A 25527-nucleotide genomic window follows, 5' to 3' on the forward strand; every position below is an offset into this window, starting at 1 on the left:
GCCCATTAGCAAAATGTTCGATTTTCGATTAAACGATTTAATTAAGGGCGACGTGAAATAATCGCTACCCAATCTTCCATCATTAATACTTCTTCAATGACAAATCCGGCTTTTTCAAGAGCTGCTTTTACATCATCTTTCTTCGCTCCGATAATGCCCGATGTAACATAAATACCGCCTGGTTTTACAATTGAAAATGCATCATCCGTAAATGACATAATGATTTCCGCTAAAATATTCGCTACAACAATATCAGCCGGTTCTTTTACTGTGTCCAAAAGATTACCGTGGAATACTTCAACAATATCACTCATTTTATTCAATTCAACGTTTTCGCGTGCTGCATTTACTGCCACTTCATCTAAGTCCAGTGCATGAACGCTTTTCGCTCCAAGCATGGCAGCACCAATTGACAGTACGCCAGATCCTGTACCAACATCGACAACTGTGTGGTCATGCTGTACAACTTTTTCAAGCGCCTGCAAACACATAACCGTTGTAGGGTGTGTTCCTGTTCCGAACGCCATTCCCGGATCCAGTTCAATGATCAGCTCATCCGTTGATACTGGTTTGTAGTCTTCCCAAGTCGGTACAATTGTGAAGCGTTCCGAAATTTTTACCGGATGGTAGTATTGCTTCCACGCCGTTGACCAATCTTCTTCATCAACTTCACAAAGTGTTAATACATTTTCACCAATATTAATATCAAAGTTTACAAGGTTTGCGATTGCAAGCTTAATTTCTTCGATTGTTTCCGCTAAAAAACTTGAAGCCGATAAATATGCTTTTACAATGACACCTGTTTTCGGAAAATCTTCAGGATTCAGTGCATAAATTTCACCAAATTTATCAATTCTCTCTTTGTCTAATTCCTTTGAATCTTCAATTACTACACCGCTTGCACCAGCTTCGTGTAAAATGTTCGTCACTGCATCAACAGCTTCATGCGTTGTTAAAATCGAAAGTTCTGTCCATTTCACTTGCAATACACTCCTTAGTCGCCTTTAATTTTTTTCTTAATTTTGTCGAACAGGGAGCTTCCGTGTTCTTCCGGAATGTCTCCACTAATTTCTGCAAATTCACGTAACAATTGTTTTTGTTTTTCCGTTAGTTTCGTCGGTATTACAACGTTTACGATGACATACTGGTTCCCCATGCCATAACCGTGTACATTTTTTACGCCTTTATCTTTCAGGCGGAATTGCGCACCGGATTGTGTACCTGCAGGAATTTTCAGCTTCACTTTCCCGTGAATTGTCGGTACTTCGATTTCATCACCTAATGCTGCTTGCGGGATAGTTAATTTTAATTCATATAAAATATCGTCGCCGTCACGTTCGAAATATTCATGCTTACGAACATTGAAAATAATGTATAAATCGCCGGCAGGACCATTGTTGAATCCTGCTTCACCTTGACCTGCTACACGTAATTGTTGGCCATCATCCACACCTGCCGGGATCGTGATTTTGATTTTTTTCTTCTTCGTAATTGTACCAGTACCGCGACATGGTGAACATTTTTCCACAATGATTTTACCTTGACCACGACATGATGGACAAGAACGTTTGTTTACCATACGGCCAAACGGTGTGTCGACCGCCTGGTTAATTTGGCCCGCACCATTACATTGTGAACATGTTTGTGGCTGCGTACCTGGTTTTGCACCAGAGCCGTTACATGTATCACATATTTCTTCTTTTGGAATTTCAATTTCTGTTTCTTTTCCAAATACTGCTTCTTCGAAAGAAATGTTCATACGGAATTGAAGATCGTCGCCTTTACGTGGGGCGTTTGGATCTTGGCGTCGACCGCCACCGAAGAACGAACTGAAGATGTCCTCAAAACCGCCGAATCCAGCGCCGCCAGCGAATCCGCCGCCACCAAATCCTGCATTTGGATCTTCATGGCCAAACTGGTCATAGCGAGCACGTTTTTGGTCGTCTGACAGCACTTCATATGCTTCTGCGACTTCTTTGAACTTTTCGTCCGCGCCTTCTTCCTTGTTTAAATCAGGGTGATACTGTTTTGATAATTTACGATACGCTTTTTTTATTTCATCTTTGCTTGCACCTTTGCTCAGGCCAAGTACTTCATAGTAATCGCGCTTACTCATTGTTCACTCTCCGCTCTTTTTACATAACGTCTATTTTAACATGTTGAAAAATTGATGTATAGCTTTTGCTTTGGTACTTTTTAATAGGAATATAAAGTGTGGGCCATCTAATATAGTCCCGTTCTTTTTATTACGTGGAAGTTATAAGATGCCTTTCCCTTCATAAGCCCGTTGTGCTGCGTTGCGGGGTACAAATACTAGTACATACACTATATCAATATAAAGTGTACTTTTTTTATATTGTCCAGTGCTTTCCATTTCGGGTCGGACGCTTTCCGCGGGCACGGCCTGAGCCTGTAGTCTCAGGCGTCGTGCTGTTCCCGCAGGAGTCGCCTCCCCTTCATTCCAAGCACTTCCCGGTTAGTATTAAATTTCGTATTCTAACTAAATTGAGCTACATTCTGGTTCGAACTTCTACTTTCCCGGTGAATTGTTCTACTTTTCATTGAAGAACTTCCACTTTAGCTCCTGAACTTTCTACTTTCGCTTCCATAAGTTCTACTTTTTCAAGCGAATCTTCTAATAAAATTTAAACTTCTACTTTACGGGTGAATTGTTCTACTTTTCATCGAAGAACTTCCACTTTAGCCCCTGAACCTTCTACTTTCGCTTCCATAAGTTCTACTTTTTCAACTAATTCTTCTAATAAAACTCGAATTCCCGTGAACCACGGGCGATGCTTCCTAAAACGGATTAAAATCGCCGCTTCACTCCGCCTTGCCTCGCGCCTCGCCCACTCTCCTGAATAAAAATGGGGCTTATGACAAACTTAAAAGCCAAAGCCGCAAGCGGTCTTTGGCTTTTATGTGGAAATCAGAAAGAATTATTTATTGTCTTTGTCGTCTTTTACTTCTTCAAAGTCAGCGTCTACGATACCGTCGTCTTTTTGACCAGCGTCTGCTGCGCCTTCGAAGCCTTCAGCGCCGCCTTGTGCTTGTGCAGCTGCTGCCGCTTGCTCGTATACTTTCATTACTAATGGTTGTAATACGCCTTCTAATTTTTCTTTAGAAGCTTTGATGCCTTCAAGCTCGCCTTTTTCTAAAGCTGCTTTTAACTCGTCGCGTGCATCTTCAACAGATTTCTTTTCGTCTTCTGTGATTTGCTCGCCTAAGTCTGTGATTGTTTTATCCACTTGGAATACTAATTGGTCTGCTTCGTTGCGAAGATCTGCTTCTTCTTTACGTTTCGCATCTGCTTCAGCGTTTGCTTCTGCATCTTTAACCATACGCTCGATTTCTTCTTCTGATAAACCTGAATCAGATTGGATTACGATTGTTTGTTCTTTTTGTGTACCTAAGTCTTTCGCTTTAACTGATACGATACCGTTCGCATCAATATCGAATGTTACTTCGATTTGTGGAATACCACGTGGTGCTGGTGGAATATCAGATAATTGGAAGCGACCAAGTGTTTTGTTGTCTGCAGCCATCGAACGTTCACCTTGTAATACGTGAATGTCTACTGCTGGCTGATTGTCTGCAGCTGTTGAGAACACTTGTGATTTAGATGTCGGGATTGTTGTGTTACGATCGATCAGTTTCGTCATAACGCCACCCATTGTTTCGATACCTAATGATAATGGTGTTACGTCTAATAATAATACGCCTTGTACGTCACCAGCTAATACGCCACCTTGTACAGCAGCACCCATTGCTACTACTTCGTCAGGGTTTACGCCTTTGTGTGGCTCATGACCAGTTGCTTTTTTGATTGCTTCTACTACTGCAGGAATACGAGTAGAACCACCAACTAAGATTACTTTATCTAATTCTGAAGCAGAAAGACCTGCATCTGATAATGCTTGACGAGTTGGAACGATTGTACGCTCTACTAAGTCTTTTGTTAAATCATCGAATTTCGCACGTGATAATGACATTTCTAAGTGAAGTGGGCCATCAGCACCAGCTGTGATGAATGGTAATGAAATTTGAGTAGAAGTTACGCCTGATAAGTCTTTTTTCGCTTTTTCAGCTGCATCTTTTAAACGTTGCATTGCCATTTTGTCTTTTGATAAATCTACTGAGTTTTCTTTTTTGAATTCTTCAACTAAATAAGCGATGATTTTGTCGTCGAAGTCGTCACCACCAAGTTTGTTGTCACCTGCTGTTGCTAATACTTCGAATACGCCGTCAGCTAATTCAAGGATCGATACGTCGAATGTACCGCCACCTAAGTCAAATACTAGAATTTTTTGGTCAACGTCTTGTTGATCTAAACCGTAAGCTAAAGCTGCAGCTGTTGGTTCGTTGATGATACGCTCTACTTCTAAACCAGCGATTTTACCAGCGTCTTTAGTTGCTTGACGTTGAGCATCGTTGAAGTAAGCAGGAACTGTAATAACAGCTTTTGTTACTTTTTCGCCTAAGTAGTCTTCAGCATAGCCTTTTAAGTATTGTAAAATCATTGCAGATACTTCTTGTGGAGTATACTCTGTATCTTCCACTTTAACTTTTTCGTTCGTACCCATTTTTGATTTAATTGAAATAATTGTGTTCGGGTTTGTTACAGCTTGGCGTTTTGCTACTTCACCAACTTGTTTTTCTCCATTTTTGAATGCTACTACAGATGGAGATGTACGGTTACCTTCCGGGTTTGGAATTACTTTTGGTTCTCCGCCTTCTAATACAGATACACAAGAGTTAGTTGTTCCTAAGTCAATACCGATAATTTTACTCATAATTTAATTTTCCTCCTAATAGTAAAAAACAAAATGTGTTTGATATGAAAATCTAAATTTTAAATATATAGATAGTACCGAAAAGCACTAAATTACTCGTTTACAGATACCATCGAAGGACGCAGTACACGGTCCTTTAACTGATACCCTTTTTGCAGTTCGCGTAAAATGACGCCTGTTTCCTTTTCACTGTCCTGCTCCTGCATTACAGCTTGGTGGAAGTTCGGATCAAAGCTTTCGCCTTCTGCCGGAATGATCGTAAGACCTTCTTTTTGCGTTGCAGCAAGTAACTGGTCATATACCATCTGTACACCTTTGTATAATGATGCCGCTTCTTCTGTCGTCACCTCTACTTGCAGTGCACGGTCTAAATTGTCCAGCACCGGTAAAAGTTCAGTTAATAAGCTTTGTGCACGGTATTTCTCAGCTGCTTCACGGTCTAAACGGTTGCGTCGTGTTAAGTTATCGTAATCTGCACGCAAACGCAAGTAACGCGTATCCTCTTCAGCAAGTTTCGCTTCAAGTTCAGCGATTTTCTGATCTTTTTCATCTACTGCGTTTTCTTCTGTTTCAGTAGTTTCAGCTGTTTCCACTACTTCTTCCGTAGTTTCTTCTTGCTGCAATTCTTCATTGTTTTTTGTTTCTGACACTTCTTTTCCTCCTCGAGTATCAATCATTTATGAATTCAGCGGCTATGTATAACATTACGACCGCTGAATCAATGGCCTTACTGCTTTTTATCGAAAAACGCTCTTGACAGACTGTTTGTCATAACATCCAATAATGTGACAACACGTCGGTAATCCATGCGCGTCGGACCGATAATGGCGATCGCCCCCTGCTGTTCTTCCCCTACAAGGAAGGAAGCGGTGATGACACTACAGTTTTCCATCGCTAAATGATTGTTTTCTGAACCTATTCGGATTTGAATACCATTTTTCTGTTCATTGAATAAAGTTTGAACTTGGCTTTCCTTGTCGATCAAATCCATCAGCATTCGCATTTTTTCTAAGTCATGGAACTCCGGCTGATTCAACATGTTGGATTTACCACCGTAATAAACTTTATTTTCGTGATGGTTTGAAGTAATGGATAACAATGACCGGACAATCGAATCGGATGCATGAATATGAGACTTCAATACCGATATTGCCTCAGTTTGAAGCTTTATCGGAAGTTCATATAGTGGTACACCGACTAGGCGGTCATTCAAAATATTAACCATCTTTTCAATATCATGCGGGTTAAAACCCGGTGGTAACGTTAGTGTGCGATTTTCTACATGACCGTTATCTGTGATGATAATAGCCACCGCTGTCTGTTCTGTTAACGGTACAATCTGAAATTTTTTGACACGATGTTTTTGAACATCCGGACCGAGTAAAATGGTCGTGTATGTCGTCAATTCCGATAATATATTTGCGGATTCTTTTATAATTTGTTCTGCTTCAACAATCTGCTTTTTAAAGAGTGACTGGATTTGCGCTACTTCGCCACTCGTAATGATTTGAGGCTGAAGCAAATGGTCGACATAAAAGCGATACCCTTTTTCAGAAGGGACCCTGCCTGAAGAAGTATGCGTTTTTTCTAAAAAACCTAACTCCTCCAAATCTGCCATTTCATTACGTATTGTAGCAGCACTATACGTAATACCTTCTTTTTTGGATAGTTGACGCGAACCAACAGGCTGTGCTGACATCACAAATTCGTCTACGATTACTTGCAATAGTTGTAACTGCCGATTTGTTAACATCTTTCTCACCTCTGTTAGCACTCGATTAAGAGGAGTGCTAATATATTTATAAATTAGCAAATCTCTATATTGATGTCAATGAATTCGTCCGTTTTTTTTAACTTTTTTCAAGCACCGCTGCAAAAAGATTATTCCCCTACTAAAAACCGCTGAAATACTTCATTGCCGATAAAACGGCCTTTTCTTGTTAAACGGATCCCTTCAGAGTCAATTTCAATAAGTTGCTCTTCCTGTAATTGATCGATTATTTCCTTATATATAGAAAGCATCGGCTGACCGAATTTCTTTTCAAATTCTTCATGTGTCACGCCGGCAGATTTTCTTAATCCTAAGAACATCTGCTCTTCCAGCTTCTCATCACCTGTCACTACATGCTCATGCAATAAAGGACGCTCTCCTGCCATCACTGTTTCAATATACTTTTTGATCGGTGCGACATTGGAATAGCGTATTCCTTCCAAGTAACCGTGAGCACCAGCGCCAAATCCTGCGTATTCGTCATTATCCCAATAGATTTTATTATGTGTTGACTCATAGCCTTCATTCGCAAAATTGCTGATTTCGTACTGCTGGAGTCCATGCGCTTCCATCGTATCCATCAAAACACCATACATGTCCGCTTCAAGATCTTCTGTCGGCAAATGAAGCTTCCCTTTCGCATACTGAATATAAAAGATCGTTTTAGGCTCTACAATAAGCGAGTACGCCGAATAATGCGGCAGCTTTAGTGCCAACGCCTTTTCAAGCGTCTCTTGCCATTGCTCCATCGTCTGGCCAGGCAGACCATACATTAAATCAATGCTTATATTTTTAAATCCAACATTTTTTGCGTTTTGGATCGTTTCATATACATGTTCATTCGAATGGGTACGGCCAATTTTCTTAAGCAGTGACTGGTCGAATGATTGGACGCCCATACTTAAACGATTGACGCCTCCATTATAAAGTGCCTGCAATTTATCGATTGTCAGTTCATCCGGATTTGCTTCACTACTAAACTCTTTTACGGATGACATCGGAATATGTTTCGTAATGAGCGATAATAATTTTTCGATTTGCTGTGCAGACAATGCAGTCGGGGTACCGCCACCAAGGAAAATCGTTTCGATATTCGTGAACGCTTCCGGCATTTGCGCAACCGTCATTTCCATTTCCCGTCCAAGCGCTTCAATATATTCATCAACTGGCTGATTTTTAAAAAAAACTTTATTAAAATCGCAGTAATTACAAATTTGATGACAAAAAGGAATGTGAATATATACACCTCTAGCCATTTAAATCACTTCCTTATTCTAGTTGTTCTCCTTTATTGTAGCCTTTATCCACTAAAATACAAATACGGACCCTCGGAAAAGAGACAACAAAAAAAGCTTTGCTAAATGAAGATTCATTCAACAAAGCTGGATTAATTTATTAAATAGAAAATACAGGCTCTTCTTTATTCATTAACATTACCAAATCAATAGCTGTCATTTCAGGCAGCTTTGCACAAAATTGCTTCGCTTCTTCAGCAGTATCGAACTGGAAGGCATCCAATTCTTTTGTTATTTCATATTGATCATCCAATAGTTGAATCATGTAAAGGCGTACAGTTGGATGGCAACGCTTTGTTGCATCAAAGTTTTCCCCTGCAATGACAATACCTGTATCCGCTGAAGTTTTGCTAACGATCGTTTCGATGATATGTAGCTCATCCTGGACAAACCACTTCGGTTCGATTAGTTGAATTTGACTGTTCATAAAAAATACATCCCCTTATTTAATATATTTATCTAATGACAAATCTAATTGATCACAGCAATTATTAAGTATTTGCCAAGTTGAACATAACACTCTGCCCTTTTAAAAACATTCAGAAAATTGAAGTCTGCATTGAAATGAAATGGTGCGATACAAATATTTTCTACTAACTATTCTCTCTATATAATTTCATATTAACCAATAAAATACGCTATTTTTATACCAATATTCTACTACAGTCAATAATTTATTAAAAGCTACATTCTTAAAAATATTCTTAATATTAAATCAATGACTATAGGTGTATTGTATTATGGAATAAATTTACATATCATTCATTAATATGACTTCTTGATTAAAGATACCAGTTTTCATGATAAATTTCATCAGTTTTCAGAAAATAATTACAAATTTTATCGTATTTTTATCTTTTCTTGTAAATTACTTATAAATATTACATTAATATATCAAAAATTAAAATGCTTTCGACAAAAACTGTCAAAATCAGCGTAATCAGATTTGAAACCGTTTGACTGCATGTGTTAACGAACGCATATTTTTTGCAATGCTTTGAATTTCTTCATAAATTTCTGACGTTGAATTTTTCTGTATGTCAATTTGCTCCTGAATCTGGTGCATCGAGACGAGATTTTCTTCGGAGCGGTTGCTTAACTCCATCGAACTTTGTGCAACATCATGGGTATGACTGGAAATTTCATTCATAATAGTAGAAACTTGCTCCATTTGCGGACCGATCTGTTGTACTTGCATCGTAATTTCCCTGAACTTGACCGCGCTTTGTTCCGTTGTAGTGACCCCCGTATCAACACTTCTCATCGCATTTTCCATATTGTTCGTCGCTTCTAAAGTTCCTTGCTGAATTTTTGTGACGATTGTTGCAATGGATTTTGTGAACTCCTGAGATTGTTCCGCTAGTTTACGCACTTCCTGGGCCACAACGGCAAAACCTCGTCCATGTTCCCCTGCTCTTGCTGCTTCGATGGAGGCATTTAGTGCAAGCAGATTCGTCTGGTCAGCAATCGAGTGAATCATCGTCACTGCACGTGATACATGCTGTGTCTGTTCATTCAGCTGGGTAATTGTATTGTTCGCTGTTTGCATCGCCCTTTCCACATCTTGCATTTGCAACAGATTTTGCCCGACGATCGATTCACCGTCATCAGCCTGGGCGATCGTTTCTTTTATATACTGGTCAACATAATGCATGCGCTCTGTTATTTCGTCAATCCCGGCAGCCACCTGCTGTACAGATGCTGCGTTATCCGCTAATCGGGTCGCTGCATATTGCAGTGATCCTGTCATGTCATCCGAGCTTGCGGCAATACGTATTGCCCCTGTTGTAATCTTCTCGGCATTTGTTTGAAGCTCGTTATTCGCTTCTGTCGCCGATTCTGTATTTTTCCGGACTGATTTTAAAAGCTCCTTCATATCTCCAATCATTAAATTGTAGTATTTCGTTGTTTCCCCCAGTTCATCACGAGCAGAATATGTCGCGTACTTCGTTAAATCCCCTTGCTGCACAAGTTTAAATAGCTGCTTCAGCTCACGGGTCGGCTTATTGATCGAACGAATCGCCTGAATGCCGAAAAACAGTACAAGCAGCATTAAAATCATCGAGATCGATAATAAAAGACTGTAGCCGAATTTTATATCATTTTCATGACTGGCTAATTGTGCGGATGCCCGCTCGATTATGTATGCATCAATTTCCTCAAAGAGATCGATGGATGGGTTACTTGCCAACTGCTTCATATAAAACTCCATTTTGGAATCAAAAGCGTCTAATCGCTCCATGGACTGTGTGGGAATTTCATTCGTTTGTAGATACTGTTGTTCGAATTCCTGCATCATATGTAAGGTCATGAGCTTTTCTTCATATAAAGCCTGTGCTTCCCTTTCCATTTTCCTCAAGTAATCCATACTAAATACGGTTAAAATGATATTCGAGCAAATACAAATGATCATTAATACGGCAAGCCGGTCTTTAAATTTAATCGCATTCCGAAAGCGCACGTTACACTACCTCATTTATCTATGTATTTTGATTTAGTATAAAGGGGCTGTGTAAATAGATTTATGTAAATATGTTAAATTGTTGTAAAGGTATGGGGTTTTTGGAGAAGCTGAAATAACGGTCAACTTTTCTGTTACTTTAGAAGAATTAACGGACTTCATTTTAAGAATGGAATCATCTACCCTTAAAGCATTTTTTGATTTGTTGAAGCCTGCGTTGGTAAGTTTATCAGTTATCTTTGGCAGGCGATTCATTGTATGGGGATTGTGCATCTGCCGTCAATCGGTACTACTTAGCATATTGCCCAAATCTATAATTTCATTAGCAATAAAAAAACTATACAAGCCGGAAACTCCAGCCTGTATAGCCCTATAAACTATTTACATAAATTCTTTAGTCAGCTGATCAAATTGTTCTTCTGATAAGCTAATATCGATATCTGTTAACGGCAGCTCTGAATAGCCTTTAATTTTTTCCTGATACGAAGTTGTTTCAGTATCCTGATAAATAATGCCTGTTACAAGACCTTCATGGCGCATTACTGTTTGCATTGCCAATTCGCGGTTAGATGAATCATAGCCTTCGATGTCAGCAAGCTTTGTTAAATTCTCTTTGAACCAGTCGTACGTATTTACTTTGTTGTACGTTACACATGGTGAGAATACGTTAATGAATGAGAAGCCTTTATGGTTCAGGCCGGCTTCGATCATCGCTGTCAGTTCTTTAATATCTGTTGAGAAGCCTTGTGCCACAAATGTCGCACCTGCTGTTAACGCTACTTCTAATGGTTTTAATGATGGCTCAATCGCTCCGCCTGGTGTTGATTTCGTAATGAAACCAGCAGCTGAACGTGGAGACGTTTGCCCTTTTGTTAATCCGTAAATTTGGTTATCCATTACTACATACGTAATGTCGATGTTACGGCGGATTGCATGGATTGTGTGACCCATACCGATTGCGAAGCCGTCACCGTCACCGCCTGAAGCGATAACTTTCAGGTCTTTGTTCGCCATTTTAAGGCCTTGTGCGATCGGTAATGCACGACCGTGAATACCGTGGAAGCCGTATGAGTTAATATAGCCTGAAATACGACCAGAACAGCCGATTCCTGAAATAACTGCCAATTCGCTTGGTTCATAGCCTACGTTTGCTGCTGCACGTTGAATCGCTGCTTGTACGGAGAAATCACCACAGCCTGGACACCAGTTAGGTTTTACGGAATTTCGGAAATCTTTAAATGTTGCCATGATTAAATTTCCTCCTTCACTAAGTTTGTTAATTCACGTGGTAAGAATGGTGTACCATCGTATTTTAAAATCGATTTAGTCTTCGCGTGACCACCGATATTCATTTTCATAACATTTGCAAGCTGACCTGTCGCATTGTTTTCAACGACAATCACTTTTTTTGCTTTATCCATTAATGCACTCATCTCTTCTGCAGGGAATGGATGGATCAGCTTAATATGTGCGTGGTTCACTTTTACGCCTTCAGAGTTCAGCTTTTCCTGAACTTCTTCTATTGCTCCGCGCGTTGAGTTGAAGCCTACAAGCAATACGTCCGCATCTTCATGTGGTGCGTTCACGTATACCGGATTTTCAAAGCGGACATGCTGTAATTTACGCATACGCTTATCCATTTGCGTGCGACGGTTGCCCGTTGCTTCAGATGGCTTCCCTGTTTCATCATGCTCTACACCCGTTACATGGTGAATACCGCCTTTTGTACCTGGCAGGACACGTGGAGAAACGCCGTCTTCTGTATTTTCATAACGCTTGAAGTAATCTTTTGATTCTACATCTTCAACTGCTTCGACAATTTTGCCGCGGCGAATTTCAATTTTGCTGTAATCAAATGGATCAACCGACTGCTTACCTAATGATAACTGCAAGTCTGTCATCACGATAACAGGTAATTGTAATTCTTCGGCAATGTTAAACGCCTGAATCGTATCATAAAACGCTTCTTCCATTGTAGAAGGCGCAATAACGACTTTCGGGATTTCACCGTGCGTACCGTAAAGCATCGCCATTAAATCCGACTGCTCCTGCTTTGTCGGTAAACCTGTTGATGGACCACCGCGCTGTGTATCGAAAATAACAAGCGGCTGTTCCGTCATACCTGAAAGACCGATTGCTTCCATCATTAATGAAAGACCCGGACCAGCTGATGCTGTGAATGCACGCACACCACCGTAGTTTGCACCGATTGCCATTGTTGCTGCAGCAATCTCGTCTTCTGTTTGAATAACCGCTCCACCTACTAATGGAAGCTTCTTAATCATATATTCCATAATTTCAGATGCTGGTGTAATCGGATAGGCTGCCATGAAACGAGAGCCGGCTGCCAATGCACCTAATGCCGCTGCATCGTTACCGATCATGAACATACGGCGTTTTCCGTCTGCAGGCGCAATTTCCCATGTGCCGACACGGTCACCGATTTGCTCTGAAATCGCTTGACGACCGCGTTCAATCGCTTCAATATTTTTTGCTACGACTTCTTCACCTTTACGTCCGAAAATTTCATTTACAACACTTTGGAAAACTGATTCATCCAAGTTTAAAAGCGCTGCTGTTGCACCAATCGCAACCATGTTTTTCATTAGAGATGTACCAAGCTCAGCCGCAATTTCCGTAAATGGCACCGCGTATAATGGCGCGACACTGTCTTCCGGATTTTTCGGATCGAATTTCGCATCCGCTAAAATGATACTGCTTGGTGTTAATTCTTTATAGTTCACGTCGATCGTTTCCTGGTCAAACGCGACTAGTATATCTAAGTCGTCCGCAATTGCGCGTACTTCTGTCGGACGAACCGTAATTTTATTATTCGTATGGCCACCTTTAATACGAGAAGAGAAATGACGGTAACCGTATAGGAAATACCCTAGACGATTCATTGCCATTGAGAAGATTTCACCTGTACTCTCAATCCCTTCACCTTGCTGCCCACCGACTTTCCATGAAAGCTGATGTAACATATCAACATCTCCTTAAAGTTTCTGTATTTATAAATAAAGCGTATAAGATGCTTTATCGAGCAGCTGCCGATTGCACAGCCTTTTTATAGTTTTTTCCTACATTAGTTTAACATGAAGTTTTCGTCTCTACTATTGCAAATGTCATATCGAGTTAAAAAATCAGACCTTTGACGGAAAGTTCTGTACACAAATTGTTTTGATGTAATTTTAGATTTCTATTCCCTTAAATTTATATGGGAAATCTTTAATTGGAGGACGATTGATTATGTAAAAGGGTTGCGTTTTAGTAGAAGTGGTTTGCTGTTCCTTTATATGGATGAGAATTTCATCTTCTCTTAAAAGCGTAGGTGACGAATATTCGTTCATGATTGACGATTAACCTTATCAAAATGACGATTAAAATTTTAACGGAATCTAAATCTCTTCTATTTAAATATACCCCGCAAACAAAAATACACCCGCTTAGCCCAGTTTGGGTGCTAAGCGAGTGTATGGGTCTTCATGAATTAACGAGTTCTTTTTTCAACGAGTAGTTTTAATGCCGTACGATCTTCTCCTGCAATGATAATGTCCGCGAAAGCCGGTGCACAAATTAAATCTGTGCCGCTTGGGGCTACAAACCCTCGAGCGATTGCTACTGCTTTAATTGCCTGGTTTAACGCACCTGCACCTACCGCCTGCATTTCAGCAAACCCTTGCTCTCGTATAACCGCAACGAGTGCTCCTGCAACAGAATTAGGATTAGAACGAGATGATACTTTTAATGAATCCACAGCTATTTCCTCCTCATCTAGTACTGCTTTATCTTTTTTTCAGGCTGTTTTTATTGCCTGTACGTCATTGTATGCGCTTCAATGACCAATTAGAATCCGATTTTTGCAACTACCGTAAGAAATTATTCAGTTTATTCAGCATAACGATAACCATCATAATAATTATAATGATCTTTTGTTTTGTAGTTGTTCAACACGACACCCAAAATCTTTGTGTGCGAAGCCGCCAACAGCGTCTGTGCTTTTTTCGCCGCACGTTTATCGATTACACCGGTATTTAAAATCATAATGGCACCGTCGCATTTATTCGCCAGTATCTGCGCGTCAGTCACCGATAATAACGGCGGTGAATCGATAATGATGATGTCATACCGATTCTTAACCTCTTGAAGCAACGCATCCAATCCTTGAGATGAAAGCAGTTCAGCAGGATTTGGCGGAATAGGGCCACTTGTAATGACATCAAGCCCTACAATAAATGTTTCCTGAATCGCCTCATCCAGTTCCGATCTTCTGGCCAGGACATTCGAGAGACCTACTTTGTTGAATGTTTTAAATGTATGATGAAGCGTCGGCTTACGCATATCGGCATCAATAATGAGTACCTTTTTGTCTTCCTGAGCAAATACAACACCAAGATTCGCCGCGTTCGTTGATTTCCCTTCCCCTGGAGTAGAAGACGTTATTAAAATAGTTTTTAACGGTTCATCCGGCATAGAAAATCTAATATTTGTACGGATCGTTCGAAACTGCTCGATAATATGGGATTTTGTTTCTGTAAATGTAACAAGCTTTCTAGCCACATTCGAATTTTGCAATACGTTCTTCTTTTTTCTCAGACTCAGCCTCACCATTTAACCTCTCCTCGCTTTTCGGGGAATTAATGAAAATCTCTTTTGATTTTCTTCTTTAATCAAATCAACCATACCGATCACCGGTAATTCCAGATAATCTTCCACATCACGCTCACTTTTGATTGACATATCCAAATACTCAATGAGGAATGTCAAACCTATGCCAAGCATGACACCAATAACAGCACCAATTGCGATATTCATCATCTTATTCGGCTTTACCGATGACGGATTTTCGCTTAATTTCGCCGCGGATAAAATGGAAATATTATCGATGCTCATTAACTGTGGAATGTTCTCTTTAAACACTTCCGCGACCGTATTCGAGATGTCCACAGCTACTGCCGGATTCGGGTCCTCCACACGGATATTGACCACTTTTGAATCCGTTTTACTAAATACCGATATTTGCTGTGCCAGCTGCCCTGTCGTTTTGTCCAAATCAAGGCTTTCCAGTACTGGAGTTAAGATGACCGGACTTGTAATAATGACTTGATACGTATTAATTAAGCTTAAATCGGTATTATTACTTTGCAATGAATACACTTGATCGGCATTGCCTTTTTGATTCACTAAAATCTGCGTTTGCGCATCATAGATCGGGGTAATCGCATAAAAACTTATGCCAGCTGCCACTGCACATCCGATTACTGTTAGAGCAATAATTAATACAAGCCGTTTTTTAATTATTTTTATTATTTCCTGTAGACTGATTGTTTCTCCCAATGGTTTTCCCCCTCAACTGCTTCTATATATAATTCAGGCACTCGTTCCCTGCACACTGATCACATCTTGATTCCACTTCGCATTTGCAATTTTAATCAGTTTCCCTTTTAATTCAGACGGCTGACTCTCATCAATGTCTTTCAGTAAAGCAGTCAGCAATTGTCCTTCAATACGGCTCGCTTTCCCGACATGAATTTTCGGGTAAATATGCTCTTCCTGAATCTCTTCTGCGTTCAATAATTCCTCGTACATTTTTTCACCCGGTCGAATTCCGGAAAATTCAATTTCAATTTCCTCTTCTGAAAAACCGGATAGACGAATCAGATTTTTTGCCAGATCCACTATTTTCATTGGTTCTCCCATGTCGAGGACGAATACTTCTCCGCCTCGAGCAAGTGCCCCCGCCTGCAGTACGAGTCTGGACGCTTCCGGAATCGTCATAAAATAGCGGGTCATATCAGGATGCGTAACTGTAACAGGTCCGCCTGCCGCAATTTGTGCTTTAAACCTTGGAATAACACTGCCTCTTGAACCAAGAACATTACCAAAACGAACAGCAGCAAAATTTGTGTCGCTGTACGTCGCTAGATTTTGAATAATAATTTCAGCAATACGCTTTGTCGCACCCATCACATTCGGTGGGTTGACCGCTTTATCGGTTGAAATCATGACAAAATTAGGAACACCGAATGTATGGGCTGCCTCGGCTATATTTTTAGTACCGAAAATATTGTTTTTTACCGCTTCCCGTGGATTACTTTCCATCATCGGTACATGCTTATGAGCTGCCGCATGATAAATAATATCCGGTTCTAACTCTTTAATGACTTCGAAAATCCGCTCCCTGTCCTGCACATCCGCAATGACTGGAATAAATTCGATATCCTTGTATTCAGTCTTTTCAGATAATTCTAGGTGGATTTTATAGATAGAGTTTTCTCCATGCCCAAGCATGATGATCTGTTTCGGATGAAATTGAGCGGTTTGCCGGCAAATTTCCGAACCAATTGATCCCCCCGCACCTGTAATAAGAATCTTTTTATTCGTTAAATTATTCGAGAGCGCCACCATATCAAGTTTGACTTCTTCACGACCGAGCAAGTCTTCGATTTTAATTTCCTGCATATCGCTCACTGAAACTTTACCGGTCATTACATCTTCAATTTTCGGCATGATTTTGATCGTTGCTTTTGTTTCACCTAAGCGATGATAAATCTCACGGATTTCTCTTTTGCTTAAAGAAGGGATGGCTAAAATAATTTCCTGGATTCCCTTCGTCTGTACAAGTTGCGGGATATCCTTTGTTGTTCCGCATACATTTACGTCCAGCAGTTTTAAATGCTGTTTATTCAGATCATCATCCACAATGGCGACTACTTGATATTCTGATGGATTTCGCTTCAGACTTCGCAGCAGCATTGTCCCCGCCTCACCGGCACCGACAATCAATACCCGTTTTACATCTGCAGTTGGTTTGTAGGTAGACCAGTCATGAACAACCCTCAGCAAAAAACGCGAACCGCCGATTAATAAAATATGTAGCAGCCAAGTAACAGCCATCACACGAAAATAAATATCCTGTTTAATGACATACTGCATGGCACTAGCTGCTAGAACAGAAATCGTAACGGCATAGCCGATTATAAGCAGCTCTTTAACCGATGCCAAACTCCATAGCCTGTTGTACAAATGGAAAAAATGGGCCGTAATATGGTGACTGATCAGCAGTGTAACGGCAGTTAAAACAATGACTGTATCCGAATAGACCGTTAATGACGGATGCAGTAAAAAATAACTGATGAAAATGGCCGACACGACAATTAATGAATCCACAATGGAAAATGTCGTGTATCTTGCAGTGTAACTCAATCAAAATCCTCCCCCGACTAGACAATACAATGTTTAATAATTAGTGTCCGAAATGCTTAGCACCTTTGGGCATTGGGTACTAAAGACTACCAATCCTTTAAATTGCTATTAAAATCTCACTTATGATTCTAAATTACTCTCACAATCTCCTTCCTTGTACAAATGACGTAAAAAGGAACTATATAATTCCACCTTATATTTAACTTTTTACATCATTACCCAAATATATAGTTATTTTATCATACCATAAATTATTCCAAACAATTCACTTTCCCTAAAAAAAGAAAGTAAAACCTCGTTTTCGACAAAGTTTTACTTTCTTTTAATTTATTTTTCACTTTTTAAATATTGACCGAGATGATCAGCGATACGATGCAAAATATAATCACGATGATAATCCCCCATTTCCATCGCTCTTTCATCATGGGCTCCCTTCGTTCAATAGTTCATGTACCTTTATACATATTCATAAAGACGGGGAGCTATTCATGGATTTTATTAATTTCTTGGTAATAAAGTTGTTAACGTTCGCTTACTTTATATCTAGAGTTGGTTTTTCTGTTTTTCGAACGAGCCTTGCCGGTCTTCCCGATTAAACCAAGAAGCGTCGCCACCGTAATTCCCGTGGCAGCCCCTGCCCAATCGATAAAAATATCTTTAAGTTGAGCGCCTCTCCCGTCAACGAACAGCTGATGATATTCATCGGTCACTGCATAGATCATACATACAGCCAGTGCAATTACTGCGCTGGTCGAACGCTTTAAACTCGTTAATTTTAGGGCCAACAGTGCAAAAATACCGAGGAAGAAGTAAATAATAAAATGCGCATTTTTCCGGACAATATGATCTACTTGTCCCTCATTTACGTTTTCAAGTGGCGTCACTTTTTCAGCAATATCTATCATTTGCTTAGTAATCGTTTTACTTAAACCGCCCGATTCATATGCTGGTTGTTGTGAAAAGTAAAAAATGAGCACCATCCACAATACAACAATCAGCCAGGCAATCAGTTTTCTCATTTTTGTTTTCACCTCTTTAAAGAAAATTAATTTCGGTCAGAATATTAAATCGCTATAATTATTTCCACACGTTTTCCATTTTATTCTAATTTTGTTCAGAATGCCATTTTCCATTCCTAAATATTCAACCGATTTTACAGGTTAGTAGAAAGGGATGCAAATATAATCCTCACTATGATTGATTTTATCCTCAATCAGTATTCGTTAATCCTCTAATACAAGAAAGCTGCTGACAATCTATCTTTGTGTGAAATATAATCCTCACTTTCAACAGGTTAATCCTTAATGTGAGCTGTATAATCCTCAATCGGCTGTAGATAATACTCAGAATTTCTATATACTCTTGGTTCAATTCTAGGTCGGGGCATTCAAAAGGGCCGGCTGTAGTCTGCGGTTCTCATAATTTAAAGCATTAAAAAAACACCTATCACTAAATACAAAAGGCGCTTACCTCTTGTATAAGGAATAGGTGTCATTATTTACTTAAGCTTGAAACGGGTTATCCTCATTAATGAGTACACGTTCCTGGCGAATTGCTTTGCCTGTTTTGTCGTCAATTTCTACGAAGAATGCACTCAACACAGCGCGGCCTTTTTTCGGTACTTCATAGCGTGCCGGCATGTTTGTCAGGAATTTATAGATGACATTGTCTTTGCCCATACCTAAAATTTCATCGTATGGACCTGTCATACCGACGTCAGTAATATATGCTGTGCCGCCCGGGTAAATACGGTTGTCCGCTGTCTGCACATGTGTGTGCGTTCCTACAACAACAGATGCTTTACCGTCCAAATGCCAGCTTAATGCGATTTTTTCGCTCGTTGCTTCTGCATGGAAATCGACAAATACGATTGGCGACGTTTTTTTCGCTTCCTCGACCATTTCCACAGCCATCGCAAACGGGTCTTCATGCGGCGGTAAAAATACGCGACCGTGCAAATTAATAACCGAAATCGTCACACCGTTTTTCGACACTTGCGTCATACCGCGTCCTGGTGCATCTTTCGAAAAGTTTGCCGGACGCACTAAGTAATCGGCATCATCGATAAAATCAAAAATATCTTTGTTGTCCCATGTATGGTTGCCCATCGTAATGACATCAACACCCATTTGCAGTAAATCATTGTAGATTGCACGTGTAATACCGCGCCCTGCTGCAGCATTTTCACCATTTGCAATAACAACATCCAAATTATATTTTTTCTTTAAGCGAGGCAAATACTGCTCTACTGCATCGCGACCGATTGAACCGACGATATCACCAATAAATAATACTTTCATTATTAAAAACCACTCTTTCTGTTCTTCAACATCTAATCATTTTATCACTTTTTATACATTGGACGCAAAAAAACTGCTACAAAATGAATTGTAACAGACTAATACGCTAACATTTTGAGTTTTCATGCCAATTCCAGGCATCTTCAATCATTTCATTTAAATTTTGATCTGTATGCCATCTAAGCCCCGGTTGTATGTTTTTTGAACTAACCTCAGACAAATCATACATCCTAAAGGATGGCTGCTCTCGCTCCAACGCTTCAAGTACTGAAACATGTGCATTTGCAACATCGCTCACATTATTAAAACCACGGTTGCCTGGCTCCTCAATCGCAGCTTCCGGATTTCCACTAACCGAACCCTGTATACTAGTGCTCTTACAATAACGGAGAACGCTTCCATTCATATCATAGGCTTTTGTATATACTTCAAGCATCTGTTCAATCATACATTTCTGCCCTTGTAATAGCTCATGCTCTTCTGAACATGCCATAACGGCTGAAGAAAGCATTATATTTCTCACTCTGCATGCCCGCATGACTTTCAATAATGCTAATGTACCACCGACATTATTTTCATAGTAATATTCAGGATTCCCCATTGCCTCGTTGACTGAGTCCGATGCCGCAAAATGGATTACTGTATGAACCGGAAACAATGTAAATATTTGCGTTAACCGTTGCTGGTCCGATAATTCGCCTTCAATAAAAATAGCCCGCTCATCTACTGCACCGCGGTGTCCTGTGGATAAATTATCATACACAACGACCGGCCCTTTTTCAAGTAATAAATTTACGACATGGCTTCCAACAAAGCCCGCTCCACCAACGACTAATATCACAAATATTCCCCCTTATCGAGCTTCGAATTTTACTTTAACAGTTACGAGTATATTTACTCTTTTTAAGCCTTTACTTTATGAACTAAACGGAAAAATGTCGGATAGACCCTCATTTTTACTAACGGTTTCATCATGCGCAAATTCCACGGTAGCTGGGAAAAGTTTTTGCTTTCCCGGATAATTTGACGTTCCAGCGATTTCACTTGTCGTGTGTTTGAAGTCGTTAACAACACATGATGATAACGATGAATATACAAGCGTAAATTTAACCCCTCAATCACATTGCGGTATTGTCTTTTATCAAAAAACTGTTTCAATTGTGCATACGTTTGCGCATGTGAATGGGCAATCGATGGACTATAATTTTTCATCAGCATATCCTCATATTGCACAAAGTTATACTGCGGTTCATTCACAATGGCAATCTTTTTCGCAAACGATAAGTACTGCGCGATAAAACCGACATCTTCAAAAAAAGGATGATTATCAAAATATAATCGCTCCCCCATAATGATGGAACGTAAAAAAAGTTTATTCCAAGGTACGATATACGCTTCATTGTGCTTTGTAAGGTAATAATTAACAGGGTTCGGTTTTGTTAATAAGGCTTCATTTACCTTCACCTGTTTTTTGCGCTCCGTTTCAGGCCAGTATTTCGAATAGCCGCACAGTACGAGATCCGCATGTTTCTGCTCTGCACGCTGCACAAGCTTCTCGTACATCGTACTCTCCACAAAATCATGCCCATCCACAAATGCAACATATTTCCCAGCTGCTTCCTGCATTCCATAATTGCGTGCTTCGCTTAGCGTAAGATTTTGCGCATTAAATAAATTGAAACGTTCATCTTCACTAACGAATTCTTCACAAATAAGTGCCGTCCCTTTAGAAGAACCATTATTCATAATAAGCACTTCGATTCCTTGCAATGTTTGCTGCTGCAGGCTTTTCAAACATTCTCTTATCGAATATTCAACATTATGTGTTGCCACAATAATAGACACAATCGGTATCATGGAAATCCTCCTAAACAGTTAAAGTGATTAATATTTGGAACGGGCTACAGAAACCGGATGCCTCGACTTTTCAATATCCAAATCAAGCCATTGTCCAAGCTTCAAATTGTCATCATCTTGGAGTTGGTTATTTAAACAAGCGTCCGGTGTAAATGTAAAATTGTTAAAGTAAACTTTCTCATCTACTACCTTTAAATCGATTCGTACGTACGTAAACGGCTTACTCAGCTTTTTCGCAATGGCGAGCAGTTCTTCAAGCTGTGCGGGCTTTACTTTTCCTTCATCAAACGGATACTTTTTCTTTATATAATTTGTATTGAACCAATCCGGCGTTAACATGAGTGTCTGCTCTTTCGGTGTAAAACGGTGGAAAGTAGTTTCGATAATCTTCGGCACCCCATGGAAACAATGAATGTTGTATTCTTGTACATCTTCGCCATTCGATGATTCGATTAAACGTTCGATAATAATTCTAGGAATGATTGATGCATAGTGAGGCTCCGCATATTTCAGCGAGTAATCCGTTGCCATCATTTCCGCTAACTGCTGCCTTGTTTCCCGGTAATCCATTTCACGTTTATTCTCGCAAACTATTGTCATACCATCACCGTGGGAACATTTTAAAACGAATTTTCTCGGCAACTGCTCGAAAATAATATCTTCCACTTCATCAAAAATACCGATCAGCGGCGGCAGTAAATAGTTGTAGCCGACTGTGATCATATATTCGCGCGCCTTCACTTTATCTGTAAATCTTCTTTTAAATTCAACATCTTCAAATAGTTTGAGCCACATTAATTTTTCATTAAAGGTTTTTGGGTTTTCCAGGTTTAAACGGGTTTTGAATCTGTTCCAATATAATAATTTACTTGCAGCAATTGGGGATAACTTTACGACTTGTGTGAATGCATAGCGCTTTGCATGTACAGGGATTTGCATAAATGAATCACAGCTCCTTCTATTATTTTTTCACATTACTAATTGATTAGGATTAGGGTAATTAGTGAAGTTTTAGCTGTGAATAATAGAGTGGCAAATGGTAGTGTTTTAAAGGTGAAATGTGTTTGCTAAAGTTGTAGTAGATAGACTGATTGACGATTTGTTGCTTCTCAACTATTTTGGTGCATTAAAATAGATTCTATAAATATCTTTCTAATAGTATAGTCTCGAAACATCTAATATATACCTACTATTCAAGTTTTTCTTCTATTAAAATGCAAAAAGGTATTTAGAATATTACCATTCTAAATACCTTTACACTTGGTTCAGCTATAATTGTTCTAGTCGTTCTGAAGCTTTGCTTGCACTTTCACCTGAATGTACAAATTTTCAAATTCCTATCTTTTATACTTCCTTATTACCTACTTCAATTTTACACCTTCAGATCTAATAACATTAAAAAAAGTGGTCCATATTATTTTCAAATCGAAAAACAGGCTTTGATTTTCAATATAATACTTATCATACTTTACCTTTTCTATATCTGAAATAAAATCTCGACCCATTACTTGTGCATAACCTGTTAAACCTGGACGGACAATATTTACATTGGCTTCATCACGCATTTTAATAAGATCATACTGATTATAAAGTGCTGGACGAGGGCCAACAATCGACATATCCCCTTTTAAAATGTTAAATAGCTGTGGTAACTCATCTAAGCTAGTTTTACGTATAAACTTTCCTACAGGGGTTATATAAATAGATGGGTCGCCAAGATTTTCAGTCGATACGTTTGGTGTCTCTATATACATAGAACGAAACTTATAAATTTGAAATAGCTCTCTATTCTTTCCAGATCGATGTTGCTTGAACAAGACAGGACCTTTTGAATCAATCTTAATCGCAAACGCAACAACAAGCATAGGGACAGCGAAAACAAATATTGCTATCAAACTTAATATAAAATCTAATACTCTTTTCATATTTTATTCCTTTTCACTTATTGATATAGCTTCTTTCAAATTACATTTTTGATATGAATTATCTTTATACGTCGATAATTCTTTAGCATAGTATAAATCACCAAATACTTTTTTATAAATAGTTTTATTACCAAGTATCCCATTTAGAACTTTCCCCAGTAAGGAATTAAAGATAATTCTTTTTTGGTGATAGGATGCAATTTCATTTACCATCTCAGTAGTTTTTACAAAATATTTATCTTGAGGATGAAAGATACCAACCTCACTATTATAAATTATCTGATTAATGAATTCAGTTAAGTTATTAATAAATATCATACTTCTTGTATTTTCTATGTTAGGAAAAATAGGCGTTATTCTACTTAATTTACTTAATAATTGATAATTCCCTGGACATTGAGGACCATATACCATCGGTGGCCTTACAATCGCAACATGAAAATCGTCAGATTGAAGAGTACTCAAAATCTTTTCTGCAGCTAATTTGCTCTTTCCATATAAAGATGTTGGCATATTGATTGTATTGTGATTAATTTCTCCTTCTACATTCCCATATACAGCCATCGTACTAAAAAAGATAAACTGTTTGACACCTGATGATTTAGCTTTTAAAGCTAATAATTCAGTTAATCTGGTATTCACTTGAAAATAAATTGATTCACTTAACATTGACTCTTTTTTATGGACTATCGCTGCTGGATGGATTAATATATCGAAATTAGTTAAATCATAATCATCAATAGACTCAATTCGAATACTTTTTTTTACTATTTCAAAATTCTTATTTTTATATTTTAAGTATGACGCTAAATAGTTTGAAATATAACCATTTTCCCCAGTAATTAAAATGCGCATTTTACTCTCCACAACTTTTTTATATTTATTGGATATATTGCTAATCATGTTTTATATGCCTTATTTCTTTTCAAAATGCCAAGAATCCTTACACATGGCGATAAGGTCCCGCTTCGCCACCCAGCCTAATTCTTTTTTTGCTTTTTTTACATTTGCATAACAGGAAGCTATGTCCCCTAGTCGTCGTTCTATAATCTCGTAAGGCACTTCAATATTATTTGCTTCTTCAAATGTTTTCACTAATTCTAGTACACTCGTACCGCGTCCCGTACCTAAATTATATATGCGTACACCTCTCGTTACCTGTTCAATTGCAGTGACATGCCCCTCTGCTAAATCTACAACATGAATATAATCACGTACACCCGTTCCATCTACGGTTGGATAATTATCACCAAACACATGTAGTTTTGGTAACTTACCTTTCGCTACTTGCGTAACAAAAGGCATTAAATTATTTGGTATGCCATTCGGAGCTTCCCCAATTAAGCCGCTCTCATGCGCACCAACAGGATTGAAGTAGCGTAGAAGCATCACACCTAATTCTGGATTCGATTGGACTACATCTGTTAATATCCGTTCACTCATGACCTTTGTCTCTCCATAAGGATTCGTAGTTGGCTTAAGCGTCATTGATTCTTCAAATGGAACATCATTCTCACCGTACACCGTTGCCGATGAACTAAACACAAAACGATTTACACCATACTTAATACAGGCGTCCGTTAATATCATAGTACTAAGCAAATTATTTTTATAATACAATAATGGTTTCTCAACTGACTCTCCCACAGATTTTAAACCTGCGAAATGTATTACCCCGTCAATTTTGTGCTTCGAAAAAATTTCCGCTATGGCTGCTTCCTCTGTAACATCTACTTCATAGAATATTACCCTTTGCCCTGTAATTTGTTCTATAATGGAAACTACTTCATAGCGACTATTACTTAAATTGTCTGCGATAATGACCGAATGCCCTGCTTCTATTAAAGAAACACACGTATGAGAACCTATGTAGCCTGTTCCACCTGTAACTAAAATTTGCACCTTCACTCCACCTTCAC

General features: G+C 39.1%; 22 protein-coding genes. All 22 read right to left on the minus strand.

What is annotated here, in order from left to right:
- Positions 1 to 41: 41 nt before the first annotated feature.
- Complete coding sequence (gene prmA / locus ACQKN3_RS08680; protein WP_008403155.1) at positions 42 to 980, minus strand: 50S ribosomal protein L11 methyltransferase; 939 nt, start codon at positions 978 to 980, stop codon at positions 42 to 44.
- Positions 981 to 994: 14 nt separating this feature from the next.
- A complete protein-coding gene (gene dnaJ / locus ACQKN3_RS08685; RefSeq protein ID WP_427710815.1) occupies positions 995 to 2116 on the minus strand; it encodes a molecular chaperone DnaJ in 1122 nt (373 codons plus the stop codon).
- Positions 2117 to 2939: 823 nt separating this feature from the next.
- Positions 2940 to 4793 (minus strand): molecular chaperone DnaK, encoded by a 1854-nt coding sequence (gene dnaK, locus ACQKN3_RS08690; RefSeq protein WP_251689137.1) that lies wholly within the window; start codon positions 4791 to 4793, stop codon positions 2940 to 2942.
- 92 nt (positions 4794 to 4885) lie between these two features.
- Positions 4886 to 5443: a nucleotide exchange factor GrpE gene (gene grpE, locus ACQKN3_RS08695; RefSeq protein ID WP_427710818.1), complete on the minus strand. Its 558-nt coding sequence runs from the start codon at positions 5441 to 5443 to the stop codon at positions 4886 to 4888.
- Positions 5444 to 5520: 77 nt separating this feature from the next.
- Entirely contained in the window at positions 5521 to 6546 is a 1026-nt protein-coding gene (gene hrcA, locus ACQKN3_RS08700) for a heat-inducible transcriptional repressor HrcA (protein ID WP_251689141.1), read from the minus strand.
- Positions 6547 to 6674: 128 nt separating this feature from the next.
- Entirely contained in the window at positions 6675 to 7820 is a 1146-nt protein-coding gene (gene hemW / locus ACQKN3_RS08705; protein ID WP_427710820.1) for a radical SAM family heme chaperone HemW, read from the minus strand.
- A 139-nt stretch (positions 7821 to 7959) separates the two neighbouring features.
- On the minus strand, positions 7960 to 8286 hold the full coding sequence (locus ACQKN3_RS08710; RefSeq protein ID WP_427710822.1) for a geranylgeranyl pyrophosphate synthase: 327 nt from the start codon (positions 8284 to 8286) through the stop codon (positions 7960 to 7962).
- Positions 8287 to 8799: 513 nt separating this feature from the next.
- Complete coding sequence (locus tag ACQKN3_RS08715) at positions 8800 to 10320, minus strand: methyl-accepting chemotaxis protein (RefSeq protein WP_427710824.1); 1521 nt, start codon at positions 10318 to 10320, stop codon at positions 8800 to 8802.
- A gap of 381 nt (positions 10321 to 10701) precedes the next feature.
- Positions 10702 to 11568, minus strand: a complete 867-nt coding sequence (locus ACQKN3_RS08720; protein WP_427710826.1) for a 2-oxoacid:ferredoxin oxidoreductase subunit beta — start codon at positions 11566 to 11568, stop codon at positions 10702 to 10704.
- Positions 11569 to 11570: 2 nt separating this feature from the next.
- Entirely contained in the window at positions 11571 to 13304 is a 1734-nt protein-coding gene (locus ACQKN3_RS08725) for a 2-oxoacid:acceptor oxidoreductase subunit alpha (protein WP_427710828.1), read from the minus strand.
- A gap of 506 nt (positions 13305 to 13810) precedes the next feature.
- Entirely contained in the window at positions 13811 to 14077 is a 267-nt protein-coding gene (locus tag ACQKN3_RS08730; RefSeq protein ID WP_251689152.1) for a stage V sporulation protein S, read from the minus strand.
- Between the two features lie 131 nt (positions 14078 to 14208).
- On the minus strand, positions 14209 to 14931 hold the full coding sequence (locus ACQKN3_RS08735) for a CpsD/CapB family tyrosine-protein kinase (protein ID WP_427710830.1): 723 nt from the start codon (positions 14929 to 14931) through the stop codon (positions 14209 to 14211).
- Positions 14932 to 15657, minus strand: coding sequence for a YveK family protein (locus tag ACQKN3_RS08740; RefSeq protein ID WP_427710832.1), 726 nt, complete (start codon positions 15655 to 15657; stop codon positions 14932 to 14934).
- Positions 15658 to 15690: 33 nt separating this feature from the next.
- A complete protein-coding gene (locus ACQKN3_RS08745; RefSeq protein ID WP_427710834.1) occupies positions 15691 to 17526 on the minus strand; it encodes a polysaccharide biosynthesis protein in 1836 nt (611 codons plus the stop codon).
- 521 nt (positions 17527 to 18047) lie between these two features.
- Positions 18048 to 18545 (minus strand): VanZ family protein, encoded by a 498-nt coding sequence (locus tag ACQKN3_RS08750; protein WP_427710836.1) that lies wholly within the window; start codon positions 18543 to 18545, stop codon positions 18048 to 18050.
- A 483-nt stretch (positions 18546 to 19028) separates the two neighbouring features.
- Positions 19029 to 19826 (minus strand): TIGR00282 family metallophosphoesterase, encoded by a 798-nt coding sequence (locus ACQKN3_RS08755; protein WP_339175641.1) that lies wholly within the window; start codon positions 19824 to 19826, stop codon positions 19029 to 19031.
- Positions 19827 to 19932: 106 nt separating this feature from the next.
- Complete coding sequence (locus tag ACQKN3_RS08760; RefSeq protein ID WP_427710838.1) at positions 19933 to 20667, minus strand: NAD-dependent epimerase/dehydratase family protein; 735 nt, start codon at positions 20665 to 20667, stop codon at positions 19933 to 19935.
- 62 nt (positions 20668 to 20729) lie between these two features.
- The gene (locus ACQKN3_RS08765; RefSeq protein WP_427710840.1) at positions 20730 to 21683 is read right to left on the minus strand and encodes a glycosyltransferase family 2 protein; all 954 of its coding nucleotides are present in this window, start codon (positions 21681 to 21683) and stop codon (positions 20730 to 20732) included.
- 27 nt (positions 21684 to 21710) lie between these two features.
- Positions 21711 to 22622, minus strand: coding sequence for an ATP-grasp fold amidoligase family protein (locus ACQKN3_RS08770; RefSeq protein ID WP_427710842.1), 912 nt, complete (start codon positions 22620 to 22622; stop codon positions 21711 to 21713).
- A 422-nt stretch (positions 22623 to 23044) separates the two neighbouring features.
- The gene (locus ACQKN3_RS08775) at positions 23045 to 23608 is read right to left on the minus strand and encodes a sugar transferase (protein ID WP_427710844.1); all 564 of its coding nucleotides are present in this window, start codon (positions 23606 to 23608) and stop codon (positions 23045 to 23047) included.
- A 3-nt stretch (positions 23609 to 23611) separates the two neighbouring features.
- Positions 23612 to 24463, minus strand: a complete 852-nt coding sequence (locus ACQKN3_RS08780; protein ID WP_427710846.1) for an NAD-dependent epimerase/dehydratase family protein — start codon at positions 24461 to 24463, stop codon at positions 23612 to 23614.
- Positions 24464 to 24523: 60 nt separating this feature from the next.
- Entirely contained in the window at positions 24524 to 25510 is a 987-nt protein-coding gene (gene galE / locus ACQKN3_RS08785) for a UDP-glucose 4-epimerase GalE (RefSeq protein WP_427710848.1), read from the minus strand.
- Positions 25511 to 25527: the final 17 nt, after the last annotated feature.

The sequence above is a fragment of the Solibacillus sp. NPDC093137 genome (assembly GCF_050280445.1).
Lineage (GTDB): Bacteria > Bacillota > Bacilli > Bacillales_A > Planococcaceae > Solibacillus > Solibacillus isronensis_B.